This is a genomic window from Haloarcula sp. H-GB5, from assembly GCF_054850705.1.
In genome coordinates this window covers 1-24067 of sequence record NZ_JBTWBG010000001.1, presented here as the reverse complement: position 1 = coordinate 24067, position 24067 = coordinate 1, and the positions used below count along the sequence as shown (strand labels likewise).

24 protein-coding genes are annotated in these 24067 nt (G+C 58.6%); 16 read left to right on the top strand and 8 right to left on the bottom strand.

The features are described 5' to 3' along the window. Nucleotides 1-236: 236 nt before the first annotated feature. Nucleotides 237-956 (top strand): DICT sensory domain-containing protein, encoded by a 720-nt coding sequence (locus ACYJ11_RS00120; protein ID WP_170095909.1) that lies wholly within the window; start codon nucleotides 237-239, stop codon nucleotides 954-956. A gap of 69 nt (nucleotides 957-1025) precedes the next feature. Further along, on the top strand, nucleotides 1026-1208 hold the full coding sequence (locus ACYJ11_RS00115) for a hypothetical protein (protein ID WP_005538529.1): 183 nt from the start codon (nucleotides 1026-1028) through the stop codon (nucleotides 1206-1208). Nucleotides 1209-1226: 18 nt separating this feature from the next. Here ACYJ11_RS00115 and ACYJ11_RS00110 read toward each other — a convergent pair whose 3' ends face one another. Further along, the gene (locus tag ACYJ11_RS00110; protein WP_461646309.1) at nucleotides 1227-2024 is read right to left on the bottom strand and encodes an N-acyl homoserine lactonase family protein; all 798 of its coding nucleotides are present in this window, start codon (nucleotides 2022-2024) and stop codon (nucleotides 1227-1229) included. Between the two features lie 618 nt (nucleotides 2025-2642). Here ACYJ11_RS00110 and ACYJ11_RS00105 point away from each other — a divergent pair. Further along, on the top strand, nucleotides 2643-3971 hold the full coding sequence (locus tag ACYJ11_RS00105) for a Cdc6/Cdc18 family protein (protein WP_004516282.1): 1329 nt from the start codon (nucleotides 2643-2645) through the stop codon (nucleotides 3969-3971). Between the two features lie 840 nt (nucleotides 3972-4811). Here ACYJ11_RS00105 and ACYJ11_RS00100 read toward each other — a convergent pair. Further along, on the bottom strand, nucleotides 4812-5966 hold the full coding sequence (locus tag ACYJ11_RS00100; protein ID WP_461646308.1) for an acyl-CoA dehydrogenase family protein: 1155 nt from the start codon (nucleotides 5964-5966) through the stop codon (nucleotides 4812-4814). 126 nt (nucleotides 5967-6092) lie between these two features. On the opposite strand from ACYJ11_RS00100, the gene ACYJ11_RS00095 reads away from it, so the two are divergent. Continuing rightward, a complete protein-coding gene (locus ACYJ11_RS00095) occupies nucleotides 6093-6866 on the top strand; it encodes a hypothetical protein (protein ID WP_421643597.1) in 774 nt (257 codons plus the stop codon). Between the two features lie 65 nt (nucleotides 6867-6931). On the opposite strand, the gene ACYJ11_RS00090 is transcribed toward ACYJ11_RS00095, so the two are convergent. The 4 genes from ACYJ11_RS00090 to ACYJ11_RS00075 all read right to left on the bottom strand — a co-directional run bounded on the left by ACYJ11_RS00090 (nucleotide 6932) and on the right by ACYJ11_RS00075 (nucleotide 11147). Next, nucleotides 6932-8584 carry a long-chain fatty acid--CoA ligase gene (locus ACYJ11_RS00090; RefSeq protein ID WP_461646307.1) on the bottom strand — a complete coding sequence of 551 codons (1653 nt, stop codon included), beginning with the start codon at nucleotides 8582-8584 and terminating at the stop codon, nucleotides 6932-6934. Nucleotides 8585-8686: 102 nt separating this feature from the next. Next, entirely contained in the window at nucleotides 8687-9289 is a 603-nt protein-coding gene (locus ACYJ11_RS00085; protein WP_049944153.1) for a chemotaxis protein CheC, read from the bottom strand. Nucleotides 9290-9390: 101 nt separating this feature from the next. Beyond that, nucleotides 9391-10059: an O-methyltransferase gene (locus ACYJ11_RS00080; RefSeq protein ID WP_421643599.1), complete on the bottom strand. Its 669-nt coding sequence runs from the start codon at nucleotides 10057-10059 to the stop codon at nucleotides 9391-9393. A gap of 50 nt (nucleotides 10060-10109) precedes the next feature. Then, the gene (locus ACYJ11_RS00075; protein ID WP_461646306.1) at nucleotides 10110-11147 is read right to left on the bottom strand and encodes a DUF7504 family protein; all 1038 of its coding nucleotides are present in this window, start codon (nucleotides 11145-11147) and stop codon (nucleotides 10110-10112) included. Nucleotides 11148-11342: 195 nt separating this feature from the next. Between ACYJ11_RS00075 and ACYJ11_RS00070 the strand changes: the two genes are divergently transcribed. Beyond that, nucleotides 11343-11501 (top strand): hypothetical protein, encoded by a 159-nt coding sequence (locus ACYJ11_RS00070; RefSeq protein ID WP_014040640.1) that lies wholly within the window; start codon nucleotides 11343-11345, stop codon nucleotides 11499-11501. Between the two features lie 237 nt (nucleotides 11502-11738). On the opposite strand, the gene ACYJ11_RS00065 is transcribed toward ACYJ11_RS00070, so the two are convergent. Together ACYJ11_RS00065 and ACYJ11_RS00060 are read right to left on the bottom strand one after the other, a co-directional pair. Beyond that, nucleotides 11739-12329 carry a thioredoxin family protein gene (locus ACYJ11_RS00065; RefSeq protein ID WP_461646305.1) on the bottom strand — a complete coding sequence of 197 codons (591 nt, stop codon included), beginning with the start codon at nucleotides 12327-12329 and terminating at the stop codon, nucleotides 11739-11741. A 75-nt stretch (nucleotides 12330-12404) separates the two neighbouring features. Next, on the bottom strand, nucleotides 12405-12737 hold the full coding sequence (locus ACYJ11_RS00060; protein ID WP_421643601.1) for a hypothetical protein: 333 nt from the start codon (nucleotides 12735-12737) through the stop codon (nucleotides 12405-12407). A gap of 117 nt (nucleotides 12738-12854) precedes the next feature. Between ACYJ11_RS00060 and ACYJ11_RS00055 the strand changes: the two genes are divergently transcribed. The 11 genes from ACYJ11_RS00055 (at nucleotide 12855) to ACYJ11_RS00005 (ending at nucleotide 23580) form a co-directional block, all read left to right on the top strand. Further along, entirely contained in the window at nucleotides 12855-13349 is a 495-nt protein-coding gene (locus tag ACYJ11_RS00055; RefSeq protein WP_170095918.1) for an Lrp/AsnC family transcriptional regulator, read from the top strand. After that, nucleotides 13346-14491, top strand: coding sequence for a pyridoxal phosphate-dependent aminotransferase (locus ACYJ11_RS00050; protein WP_461646304.1), 1146 nt, complete (start codon nucleotides 13346-13348; stop codon nucleotides 14489-14491). The genes ACYJ11_RS00055 and ACYJ11_RS00050 overlap by 4 nt, the downstream gene beginning before the upstream one ends. 137 nt (nucleotides 14492-14628) lie before the next feature. Next, nucleotides 14629-17121: a type II/IV secretion system ATPase subunit gene (locus tag ACYJ11_RS00045; protein ID WP_461646303.1), complete on the top strand. Its 2493-nt coding sequence runs from the start codon at nucleotides 14629-14631 to the stop codon at nucleotides 17119-17121. Next, nucleotides 17118-19154 (top strand): type II secretion system F family protein, encoded by a 2037-nt coding sequence (locus ACYJ11_RS00040; RefSeq protein WP_461646302.1) that lies wholly within the window; start codon nucleotides 17118-17120, stop codon nucleotides 19152-19154. The genes ACYJ11_RS00045 and ACYJ11_RS00040 overlap by 4 nt, the downstream gene beginning before the upstream one ends. Nucleotides 19155-19211: 57 nt before the next feature. Next, entirely contained in the window at nucleotides 19212-19736 is a 525-nt protein-coding gene (locus ACYJ11_RS00035) for a DUF7287 family protein (RefSeq protein ID WP_461646301.1), read from the top strand. Nucleotides 19737-19738: 2 nt separating this feature from the next. After that, entirely contained in the window at nucleotides 19739-20311 is a 573-nt protein-coding gene (locus ACYJ11_RS00030; protein WP_170095923.1) for a DUF7288 family protein, read from the top strand. Next, nucleotides 20305-21180 carry a hypothetical protein gene (locus ACYJ11_RS00025; RefSeq protein WP_461646300.1) on the top strand — a complete coding sequence of 292 codons (876 nt, stop codon included), beginning with the start codon at nucleotides 20305-20307 and terminating at the stop codon, nucleotides 21178-21180. Before ACYJ11_RS00030 ends, ACYJ11_RS00025 begins: the two co-directional genes overlap by 7 nt. After that, nucleotides 21177-21641 (top strand): DUF7266 family protein, encoded by a 465-nt coding sequence (locus ACYJ11_RS00020; protein WP_461646299.1) that lies wholly within the window; start codon nucleotides 21177-21179, stop codon nucleotides 21639-21641. The genes ACYJ11_RS00025 and ACYJ11_RS00020 overlap by 4 nt, the downstream gene beginning before the upstream one ends. Next, nucleotides 21638-22393, top strand: coding sequence for a DUF7289 family protein (locus ACYJ11_RS00015; protein WP_461646298.1), 756 nt, complete (start codon nucleotides 21638-21640; stop codon nucleotides 22391-22393). The genes ACYJ11_RS00020 and ACYJ11_RS00015 overlap by 4 nt, the downstream gene beginning before the upstream one ends. Before the next feature lie 511 nt (nucleotides 22394-22904). Continuing rightward, nucleotides 22905-23141 carry a UPF0058 family protein gene (locus ACYJ11_RS00010; RefSeq protein WP_005538556.1) on the top strand — a complete coding sequence of 79 codons (237 nt, stop codon included), beginning with the start codon at nucleotides 22905-22907 and terminating at the stop codon, nucleotides 23139-23141. Nucleotides 23142-23283: 142 nt separating this feature from the next. Next, nucleotides 23284-23580 carry a translation initiation factor eIF-1A gene (locus tag ACYJ11_RS00005; protein ID WP_049909223.1) on the top strand — a complete coding sequence of 99 codons (297 nt, stop codon included), beginning with the start codon at nucleotides 23284-23286 and terminating at the stop codon, nucleotides 23578-23580. Nucleotides 23581-24067 lie beyond the last annotated feature (487 nt).

Sequence of the window (24067 nt, the reverse complement as noted above, 5' to 3'; positions counted from 1 at the left end):
TACCATTCCGTTGGGGGGCCATGACTAAAGATTTTCCACTATGTAACCACTCATTAATCGTTATCTTTCGTCTCAGGCACCTCAGATTGCCGTTTTCGAAATGGGGTTCGGCGCTATTGGGGAATATTCACAGGGGCAGTATATCCGTCTGAGTTGCACGTGTCAGCAACTAATAGTAAGCCGAGTAACTCCCTCCCACAACGACTAACACAGTGAATACCGATGTACAGTCGAGGATGTCGTTAACGGAACTCATCACTGGCGTCGAAGATCACCAGAAGACGCTGACCGTCTTCAACGCTGGGCCGACAGTGGCCGAAGACCTACGCGAGCGCTTCGCGGACCGCAACGTTCGCGTCCAGACCGAGCAGACTGAGAGCGGGCGCCCGGGCGAGTTTATCACTCTCAGCGAGGGCGAAGAGGTCATCGCGGCCGCGAGTCTCACTTCGTTCACTGACTCGCTTGACGAAGGCCGTCAGTACATCACGCGGGACAACAGCCCGTACGCGTCGATTCTCGACCACCTCGACGAGACGATGTTCACCTCGTGGTCCATCCAGCGGATGACCGCCGCGTCCCGTGAAATCGAGGACCGCGCGTGGCGCGTAGGACAGGGAACGTTGCACGCCGGCTTCCAGACGCTCTCGACGCTTCAGGGCGAACTCGACCTGTACGAACGACTGGGTGAGACCGACGTGGACGTACACGCCTATGCTGTCCCTGACGTCGAACCACCCGAGTACAGCACGTTCTCGCTACATCTGGAACGGTCGGACGAGATCGCCGACTCGTGGTTCGTCGTCTTCGACGGCGGCGGTGACCCGTCCCAGAAATGCGCTCTGCTGGCCGAGGAGCGCGAACCACGCGAGTTCTACGGCTTCTGGACCTACGACGAGTCGACGGTCGACTGGATCATCGACTATCTGGAGGAGACGTACGGGTACCTCGAACAGTGAAAGTCGCGCTCGAACCGGCTAACACGGCTATCGCCACGGTTTGGCGTTGGCTACCATCTCGCCTGTGACATGCCAAACGTCGCTGAGTCCCGAGAGTTCCGTATCGAAGAGACCGGCGAACGCGTCAACGGTCTCGAACTGGAGTTACACCTGTTTTTCGGCGTGTGGGCCGTCGTCGAGCGCCACGAAGACCGGTGGGTCGTGGCGACTGAAGACGGCGAGCGCCGGACGCTCGTCGCCGTCTCGGACTGACCTGACACGGGCCGCGTCTCAGTCCATCGTCCCGGACACGTCCTCAAACACCGCGAGGTCGTGGCCGAGCAGCACTTCGGCCCCCGTGGCACGCTGGCGGTCCCGGCATCGTTCCAGACTCTCCTTCCACGCGCCGTTGTTCCACAGGAGGCTCGTCGCCATGGACTGTCCTGCGTAGTTCGCCTCGACGTACGCTTCGTCGCCGACGACGAGAAGCGGCTGGTTCGGGCGGTCGATGAAAGCACCCATGAGCCCGGGCGTGTGGCCGGGGAGGTGGAGCAGTTCGATGCCATCGGTAAGATGATAGCTATCGCCGTGGACGATCTCCCAGTTCAGGTCGCGGTCGAAGTCGCTGGCGAGATAGGCGATAGAACCGTCGTCCGTGTTAGCGCTGTAGTACGCGAACGGGAGTTCCTTACGGTGGACGTAGATCGGCACGTCCGTTCCTGCGAAGTTGTGCAGGCCGCCGGCGTGGTCCATATGCAGGTGGCTCATCACGACAGCATCGATGTCACCGATGCTGTAACCCGCATCTTCGAGATCTGCTGGCAGAGTGTGCTCGGCAGCATCGACGTGTGCGAACGCCTCATACAGCGGCGTCGGCCAATACCCGTCGCCGGCCTCTGGATGAGAGCCGGTGTCCCAGAGGACAGTCATCGCAGGTGTCTCTACGACGAGGTTCCAGACGACGTACGTTTCGTACTCGTGTTCCGGGTCGCGGTCCGAGGCCGTTGCGACGCTGTGGCCGTCGACGACGAAGTTTCGGTCAGCCTGTACGCGGCCCCGGTCGACGAATGTCACTGCGAGGTCGTCCATACAGTGTATACGGGCTGTCACAAAGTAAAGAGCGGTGCCGTGCACCGCGGGTGATGGGCTAACTCGCTATATGACCAGCCGTTCGCTGTGGAAGGGATTTCATGCTGTATCGGTGCCGAGGTACTTTTATAGCGAAATATCTGGAAAAAGCGGGACCCACACACACCACCCTGCAAGTGTTCTCGATGTTTGCGGGGATGGGGGTGGGGAGGGGGAGGGCCCTGACACGTACTTAAAAGAGAATCGGATTGTTCGATTCTACTGAGATTGCATGATTAGGGTGCTATCCGTACATACGGATATGAGTGTCCTGAAGCACCTATAGATTGGATTCTATGGAAGGGACCATTCGATCATCAACATGGATAAATTGCATATACCGTAAAGTTTATCAAAAGCCCACTAGTTCTAGATATAGTCTAGAACGAGATAGTCAAGGATCGCAGGACTCAAGTGTACTGGACGGAGGATCGGCGCAGCAGACTGCTCGTGGCTGTTTTCGAGATGGATCGGAGGAACACTTGCAGGGTGGTGTGTGACTGTTCGGCGTGAAAACACTTGAAACACTTGTACGGTGGTCACTGGTTTTATATAGAGTCACTCGAAAGGTGGGATACGATGGTCGACGTGAACGAGAACCCGTTCGATGGGACTGACGCGATCTTCGAACGAAAGCAACCGCTGAAAAAAGACACGTTCACGCCGGATACGATCTTTCACCGCGATGAGGAGATCGAGTTCTACATTAACGCGCTTCAGGACGTCATCGTCGGCCACGACCCCAACAACGTCTTCGTTTACGGCCCAACAGGGGTCGGAAAGACAGCTGTTACGAAGTGGGTCCGGGACAAGCTCGAAGAGAAAGCCGAGGCCGAGGACATCCCGCTCACCGTTGTCGGCCCGATAAACTGCCGGAACTACCGATCGGCGTACGCGCTGGTCAACACACTCGTTAACGAGTTCCGGGACCCGGAGAACCAACTCCCCGAGAGCGGCTACAGCACTGACAGCGTCTTCGAGTTTCTTTACGAAGAGATCGAGGCTGTCGGCGGCAACGTCCTCATTATTCTGGACGAGATCGACAACATTCCAGCGGACGCGCGAAACGACTTCCTCTACGAACTACCGCGGGCTGAAGCGAACGAGAACACGCCGATCACCGATGCGAAGGTCGGACTCATCGGTATCTCGAACGACCTCAAGTTCGTCGACGTGCTGGAACCCAAGGTGAAGTCGACACTGGGGGAGAGAGAGATCAAGTTCGGCCCGTACGACGCGACCGAACTCCGGGACATTCTGGGTTACTACGCCGACATCGCGTTCCGGGAGGACGTGCTCGGCGAAGATGTCGTGCCGCTGGCGGCCGCCTTCTCTGCACAGGAACGCGGTGACGTTCGGCAGGGACTCCGAATCCTGGAAAAGGCCGGGGAGTACGCGCGGATGGAGGGCGCGGATGGTGTGACCGAAGCGCATACGCGACGGGCGACAGACACCATCGAAACCGACGAACTGCTGGATTACTTCGAGCACGACCTGAGTTCACAGCAGGCGCTGACGTATCTCGCGACGACGCTTGCGCTCATCGAACCGAAACACGAGGCGTCGACGAAACGGATATACAACCTCTATTCTTCGATTGCGGAGTCGAGCGGCCGCCGCGTGAAGTCCGAGCGGAAAATCTACGAGTTCCTCGACCAGCTTTCGATGCAGGGGCTAGTCCGCTCGGCCGAACGTAACCTCGGCCGCAAGGGTGGGCGCAAATACATTTACGAGGTCACTGACGATCCGACCGATATCATCAACGCTGCACTCCAATCCTCCTACAGCGATGCCGTACCGAGTAACGTCAACGGGATTCTCGAACACTATCTGGAGGACGAGGCCACCGAGTTCGAGGCACCGGACACTACCGACGACGAGCAACAGAACCTCTGGCAGTTCACGTAGCCAGCGTCTTTGTACACCCCCTCCGGGCTCACACGGCAGAACACTTGCACGGTGGTGTGTGTGTGTTCAACGACGGTCTCTCTATTGTGCAGTCCAGAACAGTTGCAGGGTGGTGTGTGTCTGCCCACAATAGACCACGACCCCGGAGTGCTAACGAGCGATTATGTGGTATTTGCCCTCCAGTGCAGTGTGTAGAACACTTGCAGACCGGTGTGTCAGCCCGTCCTGTCGCCGCACCGCGGTATTCCGTTTCGAAAACACTTGCAGGGTGGTGTCAACCCCGATTCGGCGGAAAACACGCCCAAAACGGCCGTTTCCGAACACTTGCACGGTGGTGTGTCCTATCCATTCTATCCTGTTTCTATCGGTGCGGGAAACACTTGCAAGGTGGTGTGAAAGCCCACACAGAGACGCCGAACTGTAGCGTAGTAACACTTGCACGGTGGTGCTTTAGTGGAACCCAGGCACGAATACACCCGTGTGAACACTTGCACGGTGGTGTGTGAACACCTGTGCACTGTTTTGGTCCGGTTGTAGTCGAACTGGAAACACTTGCAGGGTGGTGATAGAACACTCGTAGGGTGGTGTCGGATCGCTTGTGTAGGGCTGTCAGAACACTTGTAGGGTGGTGTGCTGGCCCATTATCACCGGGCTGTCCTCCAGCAACCGTCCCGTTCGGCGTTCCTGTGCTGTTCAGGCCAGCCAATAATGAACTGTCATACACTGATAATGGCAGCGAGGCTTCGCCAGAGAACACTCGAAGGGTGGTGTTCCCGCGAAAAACACACGTTGTTTGCGACGCAATCAATCAAGCGCTGGTGATCGACTGAGCCCTCCCCATTACATCGGGGCCTGGTTGTAGATGAGGTTCCGCTGGATGTCGTTGGCCCCCTCGTAGATGACCGGAATCCGGACGTCGCGGTACACGCGGGAGATACGATTCTCCGTCAGCACCGACCGCCCTCCGTGGAGCTGCATTCCTTTCTCCGCACAGTCCATTGCGGCTTCGGTCGCGTTGGTCTTTGCCAGTGCGGCCCAGTAGCCGGCGTTCTCCTGATTGGCGACGCGCTCCGCCGCGTGCCAGGTGAGCGCTCGGGCGGACTGGAGGCCGAGTTGCATGTCGGCCAGTTTGTGCTGGACCGCCTGGAACTCGTCGACAGTCTTGCCGAAGGCCTCGCGGTCGTGGACGAACTCCCAGGCTTCTTCGATGGCCGCCGCGGCGAGACCGATGCCGTGCCCGCCGACGACGACGCGGCCGTGATTGAAGAACTCGGCGAGCATGTAGAAGCCGGCCCCTTCGACGCCGATAAGGTTCTCCTCCGGAATCCGGCAGTCGTCGAGCACGATGTGGGCCTGCTTGGACGCCCGGAAGCCCATCTTTTCGGGGATGTGCTCGGCGTGGTAGCCGTCGGCGTCCGTCGGGACGATGAACATCGAGTAGTTCCCGTAGCGGTCGTTCGGGTCGTCACCGGTCTTGGCGTACAGCGTCACCCAGTCCGCTTCGACGCCGTTTCCGATCCAGTACTTTTCGCCGTTAATCACCCACTCGTCGCCGTCCTTCTCGGCGGCCGTCGTCATCCCGGCGAGGTCGCTCCCCGTCTCCGGTTCGGAGACGGCGAGGCCGGTAAGCTGGTCGCCGGCGGCGACGGGTTCAAGATACTCCTCTTTCTGCCAGTCCGCGCCGTGGTCCTCGACGATCTCTGCCCCGAAGCTGGCGAGTTGGATCGTCAGCGCGATCCCTGCGTCGGCTTTGTACAACTCCTCCGCCATCGCAAGCATCTGCTGGAGGTCGTAGCCGCTCCCGCCCCACTCCTCGCCGATGTCCTGGGCGACGAGGCCGGCCTCCCTGGCTGCTTCGAGCACGTCCCAGGGATACTCCCCGGACGCGTAGTACTCACCTGCGACTGGTTCGATATGCTCCGCGGCGAACTCCCGAGCCTCCTCCTTGACCTCGTGTGCGTGTTCCGGAACGAGTTTCTCGGATAGCAGATCCATGGGAATTATCATGGTTTGTGTACTCATATACTCCGTGGAACTCAGCCAAACACCGTCGTAGTTGTTTCTCGGAAAATCCTGATAATCGGCCAGCACGCTTTTCCATGGCTGTAGCTTTCCTCGGACATGAATCGTCGAGACTACCTGCTCGCCGGAGCGACCCTCGGAACCGCCGGGCTTGCGGGGTGTTCGTTTCTGGCTGCAGCCGAGGCACCACCACCGGACGTTCCGAAACAGCGTCTCGAAGACGGCGGCTGGACGCGAACGGATCAGTCCTCGGAGACAGTGTTCGACCGGAGCTACGGCCCGGTTACGGTCGAGGCCGTCTCCAGTACGGTCCAGTACGCCGACGAACAGCTACAGGAGCGTGTCGCCAGCCGAACCCTCGACCAGGTCCAGACTGCGCTCTCCGTGTTTTTCGCCACCCGCGTCGATTTTAGCCCCAATCTGGACAATCTCCCGGCTGGCGTGGGTCGCGAGGAACTGCTGGCGGAAGTCAGAACGAACGCGCGTGATAGCTTCGAACAGCAGATGGAAGCGCAGGGGCTGACCGACATCGAGAAATCCGGTGAGGGGACAATCGGTATCGACACTGGTGAGACAGCCGAGACGGTCGAACTATCTGCCGTATACCCATTCGAAGGGATCTCCTTCGACGTGACCGACGATGAGGCTGTCGAGATACCGGCCAGCGACATCGACATCTCGGCGATGTTTGCCGTCTGGCATCACGGCGATTTCGTCGTCATCTCCGGGGGCGCGTACCCCGCCCAGAACTTCGAGCAAGTCGTCGAAAACGACCTGAGTGACGGAATCACAGTCACTGTCGATGTTGATCTCGGACTTCAGCCCGACACCTATCGGACCGAAGTCCGGAATCTCGTCACTGGCGTCGAGTAAATCCCATCATTCACGCCCAGTAACCGCTACTGTTGCTGGAGACATTCGCACTCCGCGACAATCTCCTATTCTGGCGCGGCGTCGTCAGGGACGCGACCCTCGACGAGTGATTCGTCGGCGTACTCGTCGCGGAGCGACTTCTTGTCGAACTTCCCGGTTGCCGTCTTCGGTACCTCGTCGATGGTGACGAAGTTGTCCGGGACCCACCATTTGGGGTAGGAATCGAGAATGTACTCCCGGAGTTCATCGCCAAGCGCCTCCTCGTCAGCGTCGGCCGTCGGAACGATCATCGCGAGTGGGCGCTCCTGCCAGCGCTCGTGGGGGACACCGATGACTGCCGCCTCGTTAACATCGTCGTGGGATAGCAGTTCGTTTTCCAGTTCCAGCGAGGAGATCCACTCCCCGCCGCTCTTGATGACGTCTTTTGCCCGGTCGACGATCTTGATGTAGCCGTCCTCGTCGACGGACACCACGTCACCGGTCTTCAGATAGCCGTCCTCGAACTCCTGTTCGTTCGCTTCCGGTCGCTTGAAGTACTCCGTCGTCACCCACGGCCCGCGGATGTGGAGTTCGCCGAAGTCCTCGCCGTTGTGCGGGACCTCGTTGCCGTTGTCGTCGATGACACGGAACTCCAGCCCGGGCGTGACGAGCCCCTGCTTTGCCCGCTTGTCCAGTTGCGTCTGGTAGTCGGCGTCCTCCAAGTCACTCCGCAGGGACGACACCGCACCCACTGGGGCCGTCTCGGTCATCCCCCAGGCGTGGACGAGTTCCACGTCGCGGTCGTCGAAGAACCGGATCATCGCTTCGGGTGCGGCACTGCCGCCGACGATAAGACGTTCGAGCGAGGAGAGGTCGACGTCGTTCTCCTTGACGTACTCCATCAGTCCCAGCCAGACGGTCGGGACGCCAGCAGTGACGGTGACGTCCTCCTCTTCGATGAGCTTCGCGAGGTCCGCCGGTTCCGGCTGTGGGCCGGGATAGACGTGCTTGGCTCCGCCAGCAGTTGCCGAAAACGGGAGGCCCCACGCGTTGACATGGAACATCGGGACGACGGGCATCACGACGTCGTCGTCGTCGAGTGGAATCCCCTGTGGAGACTGAATCCCCATCGTGTGGCTCCACAGCATCTGCTGGGTGTACTCGACGCCTTTCGGCCGCCCGGTCGTACCGGACGTGTAACAGAGACCGGCGGGGCGGTCCTCCTCCAGTTCAGGCCAGTCGTACTCCGTCGGCTGGTCGGCGATGAACGATTCGTAGGAAACGGCATCGAGCTCCGTGTCTGGAACGGACTCGCTCATCACGACGAACTGCTTGACCGTTTCGAAGGACTCCGGATCATCGACGGCGGCACCCTCCAGTTTCGGCAGGAGCGATTCGTCGACGAAAATGAGTTCGTCCTGCGCGTCGCTGACGATATACTGGATGTGTTCGTCGGGCAGGAGCGGATTGATAGTGTGTAGCTGCGCACCGGTTCCGGGTACTCCGAAGTACGTCTCGAAGTGACGGCTGTGGTTCCAGCAGAACGTTCCGAGCCGTTCGCCGTCGCCGTAGCCGGCTTCCTCGATCGCGTTCGCTAACTGTGCCGTCCGTTCGGCATATTCGGCGTAGTCGTGGCGGACGATGCCCTCGTGGGTACGAGAGACGACCTCTGTGTCCGGATACAGTGTTTCTGCACGCCACAAGAACGGTCGTAGAGTTTGCGGGCTGCCTCCTGGCATATCATGATGCAGGGGCTCACGATACAAGAAACACTGCTAAATCTTTCATGATGGAAAAGGAGTTCATCCGCAGTGCCCGCCGTCCCCATCGTTGTGACCTGCTTACACTTCGATTTCCTGCATCAGGTCGACCAGCTCTTCCAGTTCCGGAAACGTGTACACTTTGACGTTGATGTCGGACTCCAGTGCGTGGACGCGGGAATCGAACATCAGCGCCATCTCGTTGTCCCGGTCGCCGACGAGCTGGTCCACCATCCCGCTGCCGGGACCGAACGTAAAGTTCGGCGTGGAGATATCGATGGTGGTATCCAGAACGTTCGCCCAGCCGTCGATGAAGCCGCTGGTCATGATGTTGCCGATCTCCTGAATCGCCGAGCGTTCCATGTCGGTGAAACCGCTCGCGTTGGGGTCTGTCTCACCCATATCGCCGATCATGCCGGTGGCGAGGTCCTTCGCACTGGCGGCGTTGAACAGGAACAGGATATGCCCGTGGGGCTTTTCGACCATTTCGATACTGATACCGATCTGCTTCTCGTCGCCGACGTGTGTTTTGATATCCGGGATATCAATGAAGTTGATCTTCGTGATCTCCATCTCCGTCTCCATCCCAGTCATCTGGCTAAGGTGGTTCGCAACGGTGTTACCGCCTTCTTTAGCCATCTGATTGAACAACCCGAGCTTCCGAATATCTATCATCAGACTCATTCGTTAGGACCAGCGTTGCCGCTGAGTTGTGTGGCCTCATACATAAGCTATGCACCCGCATTTTCGTCGGCGAGAATCGGAGCGTGTCGATACAGCTGTACTCACTCCACGCGGATGCTCACAGAGACGCCCTCACCGAGCGGTAGCAGCCCTGTCTCGAACGCTGGGTCGTCGCCGACGCGTTCGAGATACGCGGCGATACCGCGACTCGTTTCGTTGGCATCGATATCGTCGCCGTCTAACAGTGCCTGTACCGCCTCGAACTCCAGCGGCCCGGCTTCGATCATGTTATCGGCGACCACGGCCCCACCGACCGGCACTTTGTCCCGGACAGCTTCGAAGGCCTCCGTGTATCGGTGTTTTTCGTTGTCGATGAGAACCACATCGAACGGACCGTCGTAGTTCTCGACGGTTTCGATTGCATCCCCGTGTTCGAAGACGGCCCGGTCGGCGAACCCGCCGCGGTCGAGGAATTCGCGGGCTTCTGCCAGCTCATCGGCGTCAACCTCTGTCAGGACAATCTGCCCGTCGGCGGATACCGCGGGTGCCATCCAGTACGCCGAATAGCCGAAGCCGGAGCCGAACTCGAAGACACGGTCGGCGTCGACCATCCGGGCAACGAGGCGGAGCCACCCGCCGACTGCGGGGCCGACCGTCGGGAACCCTTCCCGGTCGGCTTTAGCATCCATTTCCCCAATGACCTGGTCGCTGGCTGGCGCTAGCGTACGGGCAAATTGTTCTGTGACTTCAGGGAGGGGGGTTTCGTCCATACCGGGCTATGCCGGGAGCGATGACATAAATGAGTGGGTCGGCACCGGGGCTAGCCGAGTTCGAGGCGTTCGACGTACCGGATGACCGACTCCAGCGCAGGATTGGAGTAGTACTCGACAGTGTTGGCCGCTGTCTCGTAGGAGAGAATCCCGAGGTCATCCAGCCGCGGCAGGTGATTGTGTGCCAGCGACACGCCAACCTCGTCGCGTGACTTGGGCGTCTCCCTGGCCGGAATCGCTTTTTCACGTTCGTAGACGCGGTCGACGAGGTCGTCAAGTGGGACCTCGGTGTCCGACCGGTCTTTCAGATGATACAGGAGACTGCGCCGCCGCGGAGCGGAGATCAGTTCCAGTACTTGGTCGAACGAGTACGGTATCGGAATGGTTTCGGGCTCTTCCGGGTCGCCCTTCTTGACGCCGCCGGGTGGGGTGACGGTATCCCGGAACGTCGGCGTCTCCTCTGCGTCCTTCGACGCTGTGACGGTCCAGCCGTGGTCCGGGAGGTATTCGTACACGACATCATACAGCGGTCGAAACATCTCGACTGTCTCTTCGGTATGGGCCTCCGGGTCCATGTGATGATGGCTCAAAACCCCCATCTCGGCACACTGTCGGTTCAGCGCGGTTACCAGCGCGATGACGCGGTCACGCTCCCAGGACTCGAGTAGTCCGGTTAGCGAATGGAGGCAGAGCAGTAGCGGCGCATCCGCCTGTTCCAGTCGACCGAGATGGCGAGAGACGGTCGCGCCGATGTCTATCGGTGCCACTGTCGCGGGAAGGGTATCGAGCGTCAATGAGGGAAATGCGCCGGACGCCGCTGCCTGTGAGTTGGCCGGTAACTCGCTGCCGGCATCGACGATGATCGCCTCTTCGGGCATCTCGTCGTCGAGGTGCTGCTGCCACAGCGAGAGGCGGGAATCGGGGGACTCGGACACTGTGACACAGATCGCCTTCGACTCACTGACCCCCTGCTCGGCCAGAAACCCGGCACACCCCTCTCGCTCTGCGTCGCTCGATTCGTGCGCCAGCACCAATACGGACGACGCATCTTTCAGAGGCTGGTCCACTGTCCCACTCCCGGAGTTCATTGCATACTGTATCGTATCAGGAACCATAAACCCATCAACAAATAAGCATTCCCGTGACATACGGTAACTTTCGATAAGCCCCGGTTAAATATGAGACAGTGACTGTATCGACTCTCGCTGTGTGACCAGTTCGTAGCGTGTGACAGTGCGCCCCGATTCCGAGGATTTTTGCAGTACTACGCTGTATTATCGACCATGCCAATCATGTCGAGTAGCGACTTTTCTATCCACATTGAGGAGTGTGACGAGTTTGACGACGGGATGCCGATAAGTTCGCTTCCGGACGAAGTCACGTCCATCGACGACCTCGACTGCGAGTGCTGGAGTGGGTTCGAGTCGCTGGACGAGATCTGACACCAGGTGTAGCTGTCTAAATTGCCAGAATTCGATTTCGATCGACCGCCGTTGCGGATCTCGCTGCCGACCGCCCCGTCGGTGAGCTTTTGAGTGCAGTATCTCAGCCGATCTCTGACCACTATCCGAAGTGGCCGTAGGTACGATCGCCAGTATAAACGATACGCCTTCTGGATTACCGATTCAGTACGGGCAACGCACTCGTCTCGCTAGCATTGTCACGCCAGGCCGTCCCGATCAGACATCCCAGTACGCCGGTTCGTTACCGGGCTTCCACTTTATCGAGCACCCTCTGGATGGTTTCTCGACTGCCGTAATCTGATCGCCATCGAGCAACGTTTCGACGTGTGCGGCCATCTCTCGCTCGCTCGGTTCGTCGTCCGGGTTCGGCGCGTCGTCGAGGCGGCCGTGGTACGCCAACTTGAACGTCCCATCGTCGTTCCGGAACAGGAACGGATCGGGGGTACAGCGAGCGCCGTACGCGGCTGCGACGTCCTGAGGCACGTCGAATAGATACGCGTCGTACTGTATTTCGCCGCGCTCGACGAGTTCCTGCATCCGCTCGAACGAGTCCTCGGGGTACTCCTCAGGGTCGTTGGAATTGATTCCGACAACCGCGAGGTCGTCGTATTCCGTCGCGAGGCGGTTTAGCTCCCCGATCTTCGCTTTCGCGTACGGACAGTGGTTGCACGTAAACACGACCAGTAGTGCGTCCGTGTCCGCGAAATCCGACAGTGAGTACGTCGTCCCGTCCGCTCCCGGCAGTTCGAACGTCGGTGCTTCGTCCCCACGTCCGAGCACGTCGGACTCCGAATCGAGTGAGACCATCGTCGTCCACTACGGCTGTCGCCGCTAAAAGTCCACGGACGCTCTACACTGATTTCTGAGGCGACCGCTTTTTGTTCAATTGTCCGCTTCTTCCGACGTCGCTGCCGCAGTATCAAAGGCTTTCGCTGCCTCGAACGCGGCGCTCCCGTCATCGACTGAGAACAGCGTCTCTTTCCCCTCCGCTTCGTGTTTTTCCAGTAATCCGACCGTCACCAGCTCTTCGAGCGTCCCATCGAGGTACAGCGTCTTCAGCGGCACGCCGGCTGCCTCGCTCAAGGCCGTTTTCGTGTACTTCTCGTCCGAATCGAGGCGGAGTATTGTGTCAATAACCGTCGCCGCCTTGTCGTGGTTCGCAATGTGCGCCCATCCCGTGTCAGAACCAGCCCGCTGGCCACCCTCTTCGAACATTAGTCGACACCTAACCGGCAGAGATATTAAAACCGTCTGGTGTATTTCGGCCCAAATGATGTGACCCCCTCCCACTATTGAGCAAGGCTTTTGTCCGCGTCACTCTGCTGGCACTGTATGAGCAGTCGCCGCGAGATACTCGACCTGCTACGTGAGAACGCTCGCTACACGACCGAGGACATCGCTCGGTTGACCGATTACTCCGAGAGCGAGGTAGCCGAGATTATCGACGAGTTCGAGGAGGCAGGTATCATTCGCGGCTACCAAGCAGTCGTCGACTGGAACGCGGTCGAGAGCGACGAGGAACGCGTCCGCGCCACCGTCGAACTCAACGTCACGCTGGACCGTGAAACCAGCTACGACGACATCTCTGAGCGGATCGCGAAGTTTCCGGAAGTGACGTCGTTGCGCCTCGTCAGCGGTGACTACGACTTCGATCTTGAGGTTGAGGGCGATTCGATGCGCGAAGTGTCGCATTTCATCAGCGACAAAATCGCACCGATTCCCGAGATTACGCAGACGGTAACCCACTACATCATGGAGTCGTACAAGGAGCAGGGGATGGAGTTCGACGATCACGACGACGACGACCGGCTGTCTGTCTCACCATGACGTTCGAGCCAGCAGACAGAGTCGACAGCGTGCCACCCTCGGGCATCCGTCGGTTCTTCGAACTGGCCGAGGAGATGGACGACATCATCTCGCTTGGGGTCGGTGAACCGGATTTCTCGGCCCCGTGGGCGGCCCGTGAAGCCGCTATTGCGTCGCTCGAACGCGGCCAGACGTCCTACACCGCCAATCGCGGAAAACGGGAGCTCCGGGAACGCATCGCGGACTACGAAGCGGCGGCACACAACCTGCAGTACGATCCCGATGAGGAAATCCTCGTCACAGCGGGGGCAAGCGAAGGGCTGGATCTCGCGTTTCGGGCACTGCTGAACCCCGGCGATTCGATCGCTATCGCCCAGCCCTGCTACGTCTCGTACGTCCCCGGTGCGACGTTCGCCGGTATCGACGTTGTCGACGTTCCGACACGCGCGGCAGACGAGTTCAAGCTCACCCGAGAGGTGCTGGAATCGTCCGGTGCGGCCGAGGCTGACGCGCTCGTGTACTGTTACCCGAACAACCCGACCGGAGCGACGATGACGGCCGAGGAGATGGCTGATGTGGCGGCCTTTTGTCGCGAAAACGATCTCCTTGTGTTCGCCGACGAGATCTACGCCGATCTCACGTACGAACATGACCACACGTCTATCGCTACCCTCCCCGGGATGCGTGATCGGACCGTCGTGTTCAACGGCTTCTCGAAGGCGTTCGCGATGACAGGGTTCAGACTGGGGTACGCGATGGCCCCTCCAGAGGCTATCGAGGCGATGAATCGAATTCACCAGTACTCTATGCTTTCGGCCCCGACGACGGCCCAGCACGCCGCTATCGAAGCGCTCGACAACTGCCGCGACGAGGTTACGGAGATGGCCGCGCAGTACGACCGCCGACGGAAGTACGTCCTCACGCGCTTCGAAGAGATGGGACTTGACTGCTTCCCGGTGTCCGGGGCGTTCTACGCGTTCCCGGAGTGTCCCTGGGACGATGCCGGTGAGTTCGCCGAGAGTCTGCTGCAAGAAAAGCGGGTCGCAGTCGTGCCCGGAACTGCCTTTGGCGAGGGCGGATCGGGCCACCTCCGTGTGTCGTACGCGACCGGTCTCGACGATCTCAAAGAAGCGATGGCCCGGATCGAGTCATTCCTTAATTGACAACTACTCCCGGCGAAACATTCAGTACGGTCCACTTACTACCGTGAGGAGACCGTGATACAATTACCCGGAAGCTCTTTTTCAGTGACAGTTGGTGGGGGTAAAGTTTTTTCCTGCCTAACGGGAGATGAATAACAATGGCTATCGATGATACTGGGGGAGGTGAGTCAGATCAGGTCAACGGTGGGGGAAACCTGACTGACGAGCCTGTACGGGTCGGCGAATACACGTGGGATGATCTTCGGCGGGAGGTACACGATGGGGGGCGGTTCGATCGGAGCGTGTACCTCGGTTTCGAGCCGAGAGAACTCAGTCAGCGACTCGAAGACGCGGCAAGTGCCGGGAAAACACTGCAAGCGCCGTTCGAAGAGTATCTCGACCCGACCACGACACCAGTCGCGAAAGACATCTACACGTGGGAGCATTTCAAACAGGAGTACTATTACGAGGACGGCAGTCTCCCCCGTGACAGTGACGGCGAGGTCATCCCTTTTGACGAAAGCGAGTATCTGAACTTCGACCCCGCACACACGGAGAACAGACTGTCCGCCGCCGAAGACATCGCCAGTGAACTGGATGAGTACGTCGACGAAAACACCGTCGACGTGAATCCGGAACTGGACGAAGACGAGTTTTTCTCGACACGGGACGGCCACACGACCGTCGTCAACCGCTACGACCTCGAAAAAGCCGTTCCCCAGTCGAAGAAATCTCACTTCAACGAACTGGAGCGGTACTGGGTCAACAAGCCCTACGCCTGCGTCATCATCTTCCACTCACGAAAAGAGAACGAGAAAAAGTACTACGTCATTGAGCCGTATCTCACCGATATTGAGATCGACCTTCGGGAGTTCCTCTCGGGCAAGCTCAAGACCGCGATCAAGTATTCTGAGGACGACGTGATCGTTCAGGGGACCGACGCCGACCGGGCACAGGTCATCCAGCGGGAGGCCGAACAACTCCTCTCGCGGTACGACCTCTACAACGGTTCGGTCTCCAGTAGCGATGAAGAGAGCGTTCTCGGACAGGTCAAGGAACTGTTCGGGATCGAATCGGAGACCCAAAGCGAAACCACGGGACCGCTCTCAGGTATTTCGACACGTCCCGAGCCGGCTATCCTCGAAGACGACGACCCGAAACTGAACGAGTATCAGGTCGAGAAGCTGCTGTACATGCTCAAACGGGACTTCGTCGGCTACGCCCGCATCGATGGTGTCAAACACGACATCAACGTGGAGGACATCTCCTGTGACGGGTACAACTCCCGGGTGTTCGTCTATCACACCGACTACGAGCAGATCATCTCGAACGTCCAACACGGCGAAGGCGAACTCGATGACTTCGTCGTGAAACTCGCCCAGCGCTCGGGCAAGGGTATCTCGAAGCGACAGCCACAGGTCGACGCGACCCTGCCGGATGGATCGCGTGCGCAACTGACGCTGGGTCGTGAGGTGTCCGACCACGGGACGAACTACACTATCCGGCAGTTCAAAGACGTGCCGTTCACGCCGATCGACCTCATCAACTGGAACACCTTTTCGCTGGACGAGATGGCGTTCCTCTGGCTCTGTATCGAGAACAACAAGAGCCTCATCTTCGCCGGCGGTACTGCTTCGGGGAAGACGACCAGCCTGAACGCCGTCTCGCTGTTCATTCCGTCGAACTCCAAGATCGTCTCCATTGAGGACACGCGTGAGGTCGAACTCCCACAGCGGAACTGGGTGGCAAGCGTCACGCGTCCCTCCTTCGGTGAGGACGACAAGGGTGACGTCGACGAGTTCGATCTGCTGGAGGCCGCACTTCGTCAGCGTCCGGACTACATCGTTATGGGTGAGATCCGTGGCGAGGAAGGACGAACGCTGTTTCAGGTCATGTCGACCGGGCACACCACCTACACCACGTTCCACGCTGACTCCGTCGGCGAGGTTATCAAGCGGTTCACCACCGAACCGATCAACGTCTCGAAGACGCTGTTTACGGCGCTCGACCTGGTGTCGATCCAGACCCAGACGCGGGTCGACGGCAACAAGGTCCGGCGGAACAAGTCGCTGACCGAAATCAACGAGTACTCCGCGGAGAACGACGAGATCAACGTTCGGGACGTGTACGAGTGGCGCGCTGAGACGGACGAGTACATCCAGATGGGGAACTCGAACACGCTCGAAGAGATCAAGTTCGACCGCGGGTGGACCCAGGATAAACTCGACGAGGAACTGTTCAAGCGCAAGGTCGTCCTCGCGTACCTCATCGAGAAGGGGCTGAACACCTACACGCAGGTCGCGGCGACCATTCAGGCGTTCATCAACGACCCCGACACCATTCTCACGCTCATCGCCAACGATCAACTCGAACTGTCACTCGAGGACCTCCGGGAGATGGAATCTGTCAAGATCGACATCGACCCGGAAAAAGAGGAGATGGTGCCTCGGCCGGACGCGCCCCCGGAGATGGTCGAGGAGACCAAGCAGGTGCTAGACAACGCCCAGCCGCTGTTCAACACGTACAAGAGCCGCGAAACGCCGGACATCGTTTCGGCGCTGATGGACGATTCCGAGGAGAGCGCTGACGAAGACAGCATCGACTTCGGCCAATTTGTTCCGAAAGCCGGGGCGGAGGCAGATAGCGAATGAGCCTTGACACACCGGGCCAGCAACAGGTCGGCAGCGGCGGTGCGCTCGGTGACACGTTCTACCCGGCGTACCAGATGGTGTTCGACGACGAGGGCGACTTCGTTAGCAGCATTGAGAACAAACTCGCGGAGGCCCGGATGGCCGACAACGTCGAGATGTTTCTCGCACGCGCGCTCGCAGTCGGTGTCATTGCGGGACTGGCACTGTGGCTCGTCGGCACGTTCCTCGGGTATCTGTTGGTCCAGTTGCTGTTTACCGGCGGGCAAGCGCCGACACTCATCGGAATTCCAGTGTCAGAGAGCGTCTCAGAGATTCTCGCCGTGCTGAAACTCCCCTTCCTCGTCATCGTGACTGGGCTCGTCTTCGGTGCTATCGGGTTCGGTATCGGATTCGGATCGCTGGTCTCGATACCGTATTTCCGTGCAAGCGCGCGCGAGCGCGAAATCAACGTCCTGTTGTCCGACTCGATCTCGTTCATGTATGCGCTGTCCGTGGGCGGACTCAACCAACTCGAAATTCTGCAGTCGATGGGGAAGGCCGAAGACACGTACGGTGAGGTCGCAAAGGAGTTCCAGTCCATCGTGCTGGAGACGGAGTATTTCGATACCGACTACCGGACCGCTGTCCGGAACCAGGCGCTGCAAACCCCGTCGGACGAGCTGTCACAGTTCCTGACCGACATGCTCTCTATCATCAACTCCGGCGGGGACATGACCTCCTTCCTCGAAGATCAGAAGGAAAAACACATGCGAACCGCCCGGCAGGAACAGGAGAAGATGCTGGAGACGCTGGAACTGTTCGGCGAGATGTACATGACGCTCTCGCTGTTCCCACTGCTTCTCATCATCATTCTGGTCATCATGTCAATGATGGGTAACGCCCAGAAATCCCTCATTTACGGGACCGTGTACGGGCTGATTCCCCTGACAGGTCTGGGCTTTCTGGTCCTCGTCTCGACTGTCACGCAGGACTCTATCGGGGACGGCTATCTGCGTTCGAGCCCTGGCGAGAAGGAACTCGTCGTCGACGAAGGTGTCGGCGTGTTCAACCTCGGGCTCATCGAGAGCTACACGGGAACCTACAGCGTCTTCGACCGGATCAAGAGCCGAGAGGGAACCCACGAACTCCTCGCTATCCTTACGCGCCCCGACCTGTTCTTCCGGGATCATCCGCTGTTAGTGCTGTGGCTGACGGTTCCGCTGTCAATTCTCTCTATCGTTGCGGCGATCGTCATCGGCTGGGCCCCGCTATCGCTGGATGGGATGATCGCCGTCCCGGTCCGCTCGACGTTCTTCTGGGTGTACGTCCCGATGTACATCAACTTCATTCCGCTGATGATCTTCTACGAGTGGAACCAGCGCTCACGGAAGGCGATAATCGGAAAGCTCTCCGAGAACCTCCGGAAGCTCGCGTCAGCCAACGACACCGGGATGACGCTGCTGGAGTCGGTTAAGGTGGTCTCCGAGACGTCCTCCGGAAAGCTTTCAGAGGAGTTCGAGACCATCCACGCAAAGGTAAACTACGGCACGAGCCTGAAAGACGCGCTCCGGGAATTCAACAACAAGTACAACGTCCCGCGGCTGGCGCGGACAGTCAAGCTCATCGCAGAGGCACAGGAAGCCTCCAGCCAGATTCAGGACGTGCTCTCGACGGCTGCACAGGCCTCGGAGAACCAGGACGACATCGAACGCGAACGAAAATCCCGGACGCGGATGCAGACGGTCATTATCCTGATGACGTACCTGACGTTGCTCGGCGTGATGGCGCTGCTGAAGACACAGTTCCTCGATGTGATGTCGGGACTGGCGACGCAGGCCTCCGGGTCAAGTAGTTCGAGCGCGCCTGGCGGCGGCTTCGGTGGCAGCGTCGACACGGAACTGCTGTCGATGCTGTTCTTCCACGCAGTGACGCTACAGGCACTGCTCTCGTCGTTTATCGCCGGCTATATTCGGGAAGTGAAACTTGTCGCAGGCGTGAAATTCGCAGTCGTCCTGTCGACGATCGCACTGGTGGTGTGGATCGCCGTGGGCTAGCATCCGACTCGCGGTTCGACAGCGGACGTATCAAACAGCAAATGGGGTGTGTGGGACATGGATACAAGAGCACAAACACCGCAGGACTTCGCCGTCGGGGTGAGCGTCCTGCTCGTGACGATAATCGGGGTATTGGCATTCGTACAGGGTAGTGCAGTCGGTGTGTACGAGTCCCCAGATGTACAGCGTAACCAACCAATTGCGGACAGGGCAGCAACGTACCTTGTCGAAAGCCACTCGGTTGAGGGGGCGCGGAACCTCATTCGCTACAACACGAGCGGTGGAATCAGCGAGTCCCTCAATGCGTACACAGACGATCTCCACGGTCTCAAGGAGAAAGCCGGCCTCATCGTTGCCACGGAACGCCGTGTGAACCCACGGGTGAACGTAACGGTGGTCAACGCGTCAGCGCTCAAAGCAGGGACACGGGACCCAGCAGTCGATAGCCACGACCAGCCGCTCGCCTGGGGACCGTCGACCGACGGTCGGACGAACGTCGCGACCACATCTCGTGTGGTGAAACTGACCAACGCAACCGGCAAGTGCGACCCAGTCTGCTGGCTCGTCGTGAGGGTGTGGTAACGATGCGTGGCCAAGCCTACACGCTGGAAGGGGTGCTCGCGGCTATCGTCGTTGTGACGGCGACCGTCTACGGCCTGTCGGCAGTCGATACCGGCCCGTTCCAGACGGGTGCCCAGCAGCGGACCGCGGCACTGGAAACCCGCGCGAGCGACACGCTATCACTGGCAGCAGAAACCGGAGCGCTGCACAACGCGACGGCGTGTTACAGCGTCGGAACGCCGACACTCAACGGCAATCAGACGGGCAGTTCTACCGAGTTCGAGATGATGCTGAACCAGACCTTCGACCGCCAGGGCGACCAGTACAATCTCTACTTGAGCTACTGGGACCGTGATTCGGACGCGCGTCAGACTGCCCTTGTATCGCAGGAGTCTGATGAGAACGTCGCTGAGAGGCCGGCTGATGCGGCCGTCGCAACCGAAACGGTGACGCTGACCGACGATATGCCAGCTCGAATCGGCGACTGCAGCAGTACTGGACCGCCCCTCTCGACCGTCGACGGGTACTTCGCTCCTGACGCAGAGCCCGACTCTATCGTCTACAACGTCGTGGAGGTGCGTCTGGTCGTATGGTAGCCAACGAGCGCGGGCAACTGCTGTTGGTCGGCGGTATCGCTGTCGCTATCGTCGTGTTCAGCACGATTCTGTTTGCCCACAGTCTCGCGGTCACTGACGGTATCACGACCACCGGGAGTGCAGAGACTATCGAGCGTTCTGCTGACCGCGAAGCCTCCGTTGAGCGGGATCTTGGACGGCTCGCAGGTGAAACACGGGCCGATGATCTTGATGGATTTGAGGAGCGATATAAGTACGCGCTCCGGAACTACACGAAGACACACAACCGGGTCGTCGCAAGCAGTGGCGGGACCTATCTCAACGCGACGCTGAACGAGTCGGCGTCGAATGGAACTGAAGTTAGCCCGCCCACAACGGATAAATTCCTGAAACCAAGTGGTGGCGGCGGATCCAGCTGGAGGCTTGCCACTAATGTGACTCCTGTTGCCGCCTTCAACGTGACTGTCGACGACGTAGACGGGGCCAGCAATCCTACAACCATTGTTGTCGAGAACGCGACAGACAGTTGGACGATGACACTTGATGGGACACCACCAGGAACGCAAAAAGAGATATTCGTCAATACCGTTTCACGGTGTTCCGGGAATGGGACCGCTCGCATCGATCTCCTTGATGGGACCTGTCAGGTTGGGGCTGATTCTGGGATGTATCCTCCTTTCACTGAACAATTCGAAGGACCGTATAATATAACGATTAAACACGGAAGCCACTCTGATGTCAGATACCGATTTGTCGCTGTCGGTAACTTCTCTTCAATTGATCCCGGACATAGAGACCCTTATATCGTCGTTCCAGCTGTTGACTTGACGTACGACACACCGTCTGCAAGCTACAACCGAACAGTTCTGGTGGAGGCGGACGACAGATGACCCTCGGTAGTCTCCTGTCTGACAGCCGTGGTGTCTCGCCCGCAGTCACGCAGGCACTCACTATCGGTATCACGTCGCTGCTGGTGACCGGTCTCCTCATCGGCGGGAGCCAGATGGTCGATTCACAGCGTGATCGAGTGACAGAGGAGGCACTGGAGAACGTCGGCGACGGTATCGCGCGCGACCTGATTCGCTTGGACGCCTTCGACACTGCGTCTCTCAATTCGACAGTGTCGTTTCGTGCCACGTATCCGGAACGGATCGCTGACCAGTCGTACAATGTCGAGGTCTCGCCTGATATGTCACGTACGCGCGTGTACGTGAATGCAACAGGATTGAATCGGTACGCTGTCGTCCGATTTGCGAATGAAACTAACGTCTGCCCATCTGTCGTCTCCAGCGGCCCACTGGCTGTCTCGTATAATGCGTCCGCCAACTGTATGGAGGTGACACGCGGATGACCACCCAACTCTCAAGCCAAAACAGGCACAACCGTGGTGTGTCCGACCTGCTCGCGTTTACGCTCACGTTCAGTATCATCATCACCGGCATTGCGCTGGTGACGCTTGGCGGGCTTGGAGCGTTCGATGCCATCCAACAGGGGGCGACAACCGATGTCGCAGAAACGTCGATGATTGGGTTCGCAGAAACCACGGACGACCATATCCAGAGCGGCGCCCCTCGAAGGACCACGAGTATGAAACTCCAGGGGCACGGACTCTCGCTCCAGGCGTCAACGCTGAACGTAACTGTCGACGGACGTTCAACAAATATCTCGACCGGAGCGTTCGTTCGGGAAACTGACTCGGGGACTGATATCGTCTACACCAGCGGTGCGGTGTATCGAGTCCAGCAGGAGGGACTGGTCGTCTCACGGAAACCTAGCTTTCGTTGTGCTCCTGATAGCGGCAGCGTATACCTCTCCGTGCTTTCGCTTGACGGACAGACCGACTTCTCGTCGTCGGGCCGTCTCACGATCGAGACCGCTATCCAGAATAAGACGCTTGTTTCGCCACAGGCTGGCAAGTCACCATCCGCGACAACCGTCTCGATCAATGTCTCGGAGACTGCGTATCCGGATGCATGGCACCGCCTGTTTGAGCAGGAACTATCGGACTGGTCAGGCCACTCAGAACCGCATACGTACCAGTGTACCGGCATCAACCGCGCTGTAGTCCACAACACGACAGTCGATATCCGGACTATCACCTGACGTGCCTCTATCTGCGGCCGAGAGACCCGCCGCTATCGGATACAGTACTAAGCGGTGAAAATCCGTTATGCAGCGGTCATCAGCGCTGCGATAAACGACCACCGGGTCCCGCTGTTTGCTTCCTCTTGTTTCGCCATAGCCGCAGTCTTGTCTCGTGGGTGCTTCCAGTTCATCACAGAGATACATACGTGCTCGACACGCATTAAGTGTTCGAAATCTAATATATTGTCGTGGTCTTTCATGATTGAGAGCGCTTCGCAGGTAGATCCCCCTCTAGTTCCTCTCAGGCGTTAGCGTTCTCGCCTCGTCTTTATATAATTATATTCACACGAGTGCACGCGAACCGAACAGCCCGAGCGCTAGGCGAAATCCGTGATACAGACGATTATACGTCGGTAAAAGACTCTATATCTGCATCTGAGAGTAGTGAGTGTCGTATGTGAGCGGCAGTTGCGTGTGAGCCGTTGGCAAGGTAGTACTATTACCCTCCACTCCATATGATTGGATACTAATGAAGAAGCAAGAACTCATTCACCTTCACAGTCTTCTCGCGCAGGTACAGCACCACTACGAACACGAAGCGGACACCTCTGTTGAACACGACCTGTACGCCGATCTCGGTGTCAAGCCGACGTCGATCCACAAATCGAAGACAGACCACAAGGAAGCGGTGTTTGCGCTCGCTTCTGGACTGACGGATGCGATGGTTGAGGAAGCCGACGAACCACAGGCGCTGACTGCCGACTGAATCGACGTACTGTCGTCAGTTCGTTCTCACCGTTTCACTATTCCCAGTAGCTACTGGTCAGCCCTTGCCGTGGCACGGCCGCATGGTACACGCTATCTCGCCTCTCAAACGACTTATACGGGAGGCCACCGTTATTTATATTGTGAGCGACGATTCAGGGCGGCGGAATCTCCGCATGCCTACAAACGACGAGATGTTTGCAGTGGTAACAGAGCACCTTGGCGGGAACCACGTCCGCATTCGCTGTGAGGACGGCGAAACCCGACTCGGACGGATTCCGGGCCGGATGAAGTTCCGAACCTGGATTAACGAGGACGACATCGTCCTCGCCGAACCGTGGGACTGGCAAGACGAGAAGGCTAACATCGAATGGCGCTACAAGGGGCAAGACGCCGACCAGCTCCGTTCGGAAGGCCACATCGACTCGCTGACTGCCTAATTTTACCACTGTACCCGCGTCCTGGTTCACGACGACGGTGAGACAGCTCTCCATCGCGATCCGAATTGTCCCCTGTTCTAATTGTTGACTCCTGCGTGTCCTGTCGCTTGTTTCGTCATATCATCTGGTACACTAAGAGTGTCTACTGTCGGGCTTGTACCCCTCCCGATTGATATATAATGGATTGCTGCCCCCTCCTCACTGACCACTATGTCAGAACCCAAACACAAGTATACGTCGGATCATAGACATCCTGTCGCTGTCTTGCGGTTATGCGTGTCACGGCATCACGTTACGTATGCGTCGTGTGTGTGCTGCACAGAGCGTGTCCGAGACGATTCATTTATATGTTCCCCCGTCTTCTGAACTAATGCGAAGGTCGCACCGGGCAGCGAGCCCGGGTCGACATGCTCGGTCGGCCACCTGGGTCGGCCTGAGCCACGAACGGATCTCGTCTTCCCCTTCTGGGGTTTGCGAGATTCACCCC

Coding starts and splice junctions, on each gene's coding strand:
- ACYJ11_RS00010 (WP_005538556.1), top strand. CDS start 22,905: ATGAAGAAGCAAGAACTCATTCACCTTCACAGTCTTCTCGCGCAGGTA.
- ACYJ11_RS00065 (WP_461646305.1), bottom strand. CDS start 12,329: ATGGTCTCACTCGATTCGGAGTCCGACGTGCTCGGACGTGGGGACGAA.
- ACYJ11_RS00035 (WP_461646301.1), top strand. CDS start 19,212: ATGGATACAAGAGCACAAACACCGCAGGACTTCGCCGTCGGGGTGAGC.
- ACYJ11_RS00115 (WP_005538529.1), top strand. CDS start 1,026: ATGCCAAACGTCGCTGAGTCCCGAGAGTTCCGTATCGAAGAGACCGGC.
- ACYJ11_RS00025 (WP_461646300.1), top strand. CDS start 20,305: ATGGTAGCCAACGAGCGCGGGCAACTGCTGTTGGTCGGCGGTATCGCT.
- ACYJ11_RS00050 (WP_461646304.1), top strand. CDS start 13,346: ATGACGTTCGAGCCAGCAGACAGAGTCGACAGCGTGCCACCCTCGGGC.
- ACYJ11_RS00075 (WP_461646306.1), bottom strand. CDS start 11,147: ATGAACTCCGGGAGTGGGACAGTGGACCAGCCTCTGAAAGATGCGTCG.
- ACYJ11_RS00080 (WP_421643599.1), bottom strand. CDS start 10,059: ATGGACGAAACCCCCCTCCCTGAAGTCACAGAACAATTTGCCCGTACG.
- ACYJ11_RS00095 (WP_421643597.1), top strand. CDS start 6,093: ATGAATCGTCGAGACTACCTGCTCGCCGGAGCGACCCTCGGAACCGCC.
- ACYJ11_RS00040 (WP_461646302.1), top strand. CDS start 17,118: ATGAGCCTTGACACACCGGGCCAGCAACAGGTCGGCAGCGGCGGTGCG.
- ACYJ11_RS00120 (WP_170095909.1), top strand. CDS start 237: ATGTCGTTAACGGAACTCATCACTGGCGTCGAAGATCACCAGAAGACG.
- ACYJ11_RS00100 (WP_461646308.1), bottom strand. CDS start 5,966: ATGGATCTGCTATCCGAGAAACTCGTTCCGGAACACGCACACGAGGTC.
- ACYJ11_RS00020 (WP_461646299.1), top strand. CDS start 21,177: ATGACCCTCGGTAGTCTCCTGTCTGACAGCCGTGGTGTCTCGCCCGCA.
- ACYJ11_RS00070 (WP_014040640.1), top strand. CDS start 11,343: ATGCCAATCATGTCGAGTAGCGACTTTTCTATCCACATTGAGGAGTGT.
- ACYJ11_RS00090 (WP_461646307.1), bottom strand. CDS start 8,584: ATGCCAGGAGGCAGCCCGCAAACTCTACGACCGTTCTTGTGGCGTGCA.
- ACYJ11_RS00030 (WP_170095923.1), top strand. CDS start 19,739: ATGCGTGGCCAAGCCTACACGCTGGAAGGGGTGCTCGCGGCTATCGTC.
- ACYJ11_RS00015 (WP_461646298.1), top strand. CDS start 21,638: ATGACCACCCAACTCTCAAGCCAAAACAGGCACAACCGTGGTGTGTCC.
- ACYJ11_RS00045 (WP_461646303.1), top strand. CDS start 14,629: ATGGCTATCGATGATACTGGGGGAGGTGAGTCAGATCAGGTCAACGGT.
- ACYJ11_RS00105 (WP_004516282.1), top strand. CDS start 2,643: ATGGTCGACGTGAACGAGAACCCGTTCGATGGGACTGACGCGATCTTC.
- ACYJ11_RS00110 (WP_461646309.1), bottom strand. CDS start 2,024: ATGGACGACCTCGCAGTGACATTCGTCGACCGGGGCCGCGTACAGGCT.
- ACYJ11_RS00055 (WP_170095918.1), top strand. CDS start 12,855: ATGAGCAGTCGCCGCGAGATACTCGACCTGCTACGTGAGAACGCTCGC.
- ACYJ11_RS00085 (WP_049944153.1), bottom strand. CDS start 9,289: ATGAGTCTGATGATAGATATTCGGAAGCTCGGGTTGTTCAATCAGATG.
- ACYJ11_RS00060 (WP_421643601.1), bottom strand. CDS start 12,737: ATGTTCGAAGAGGGTGGCCAGCGGGCTGGTTCTGACACGGGATGGGCG.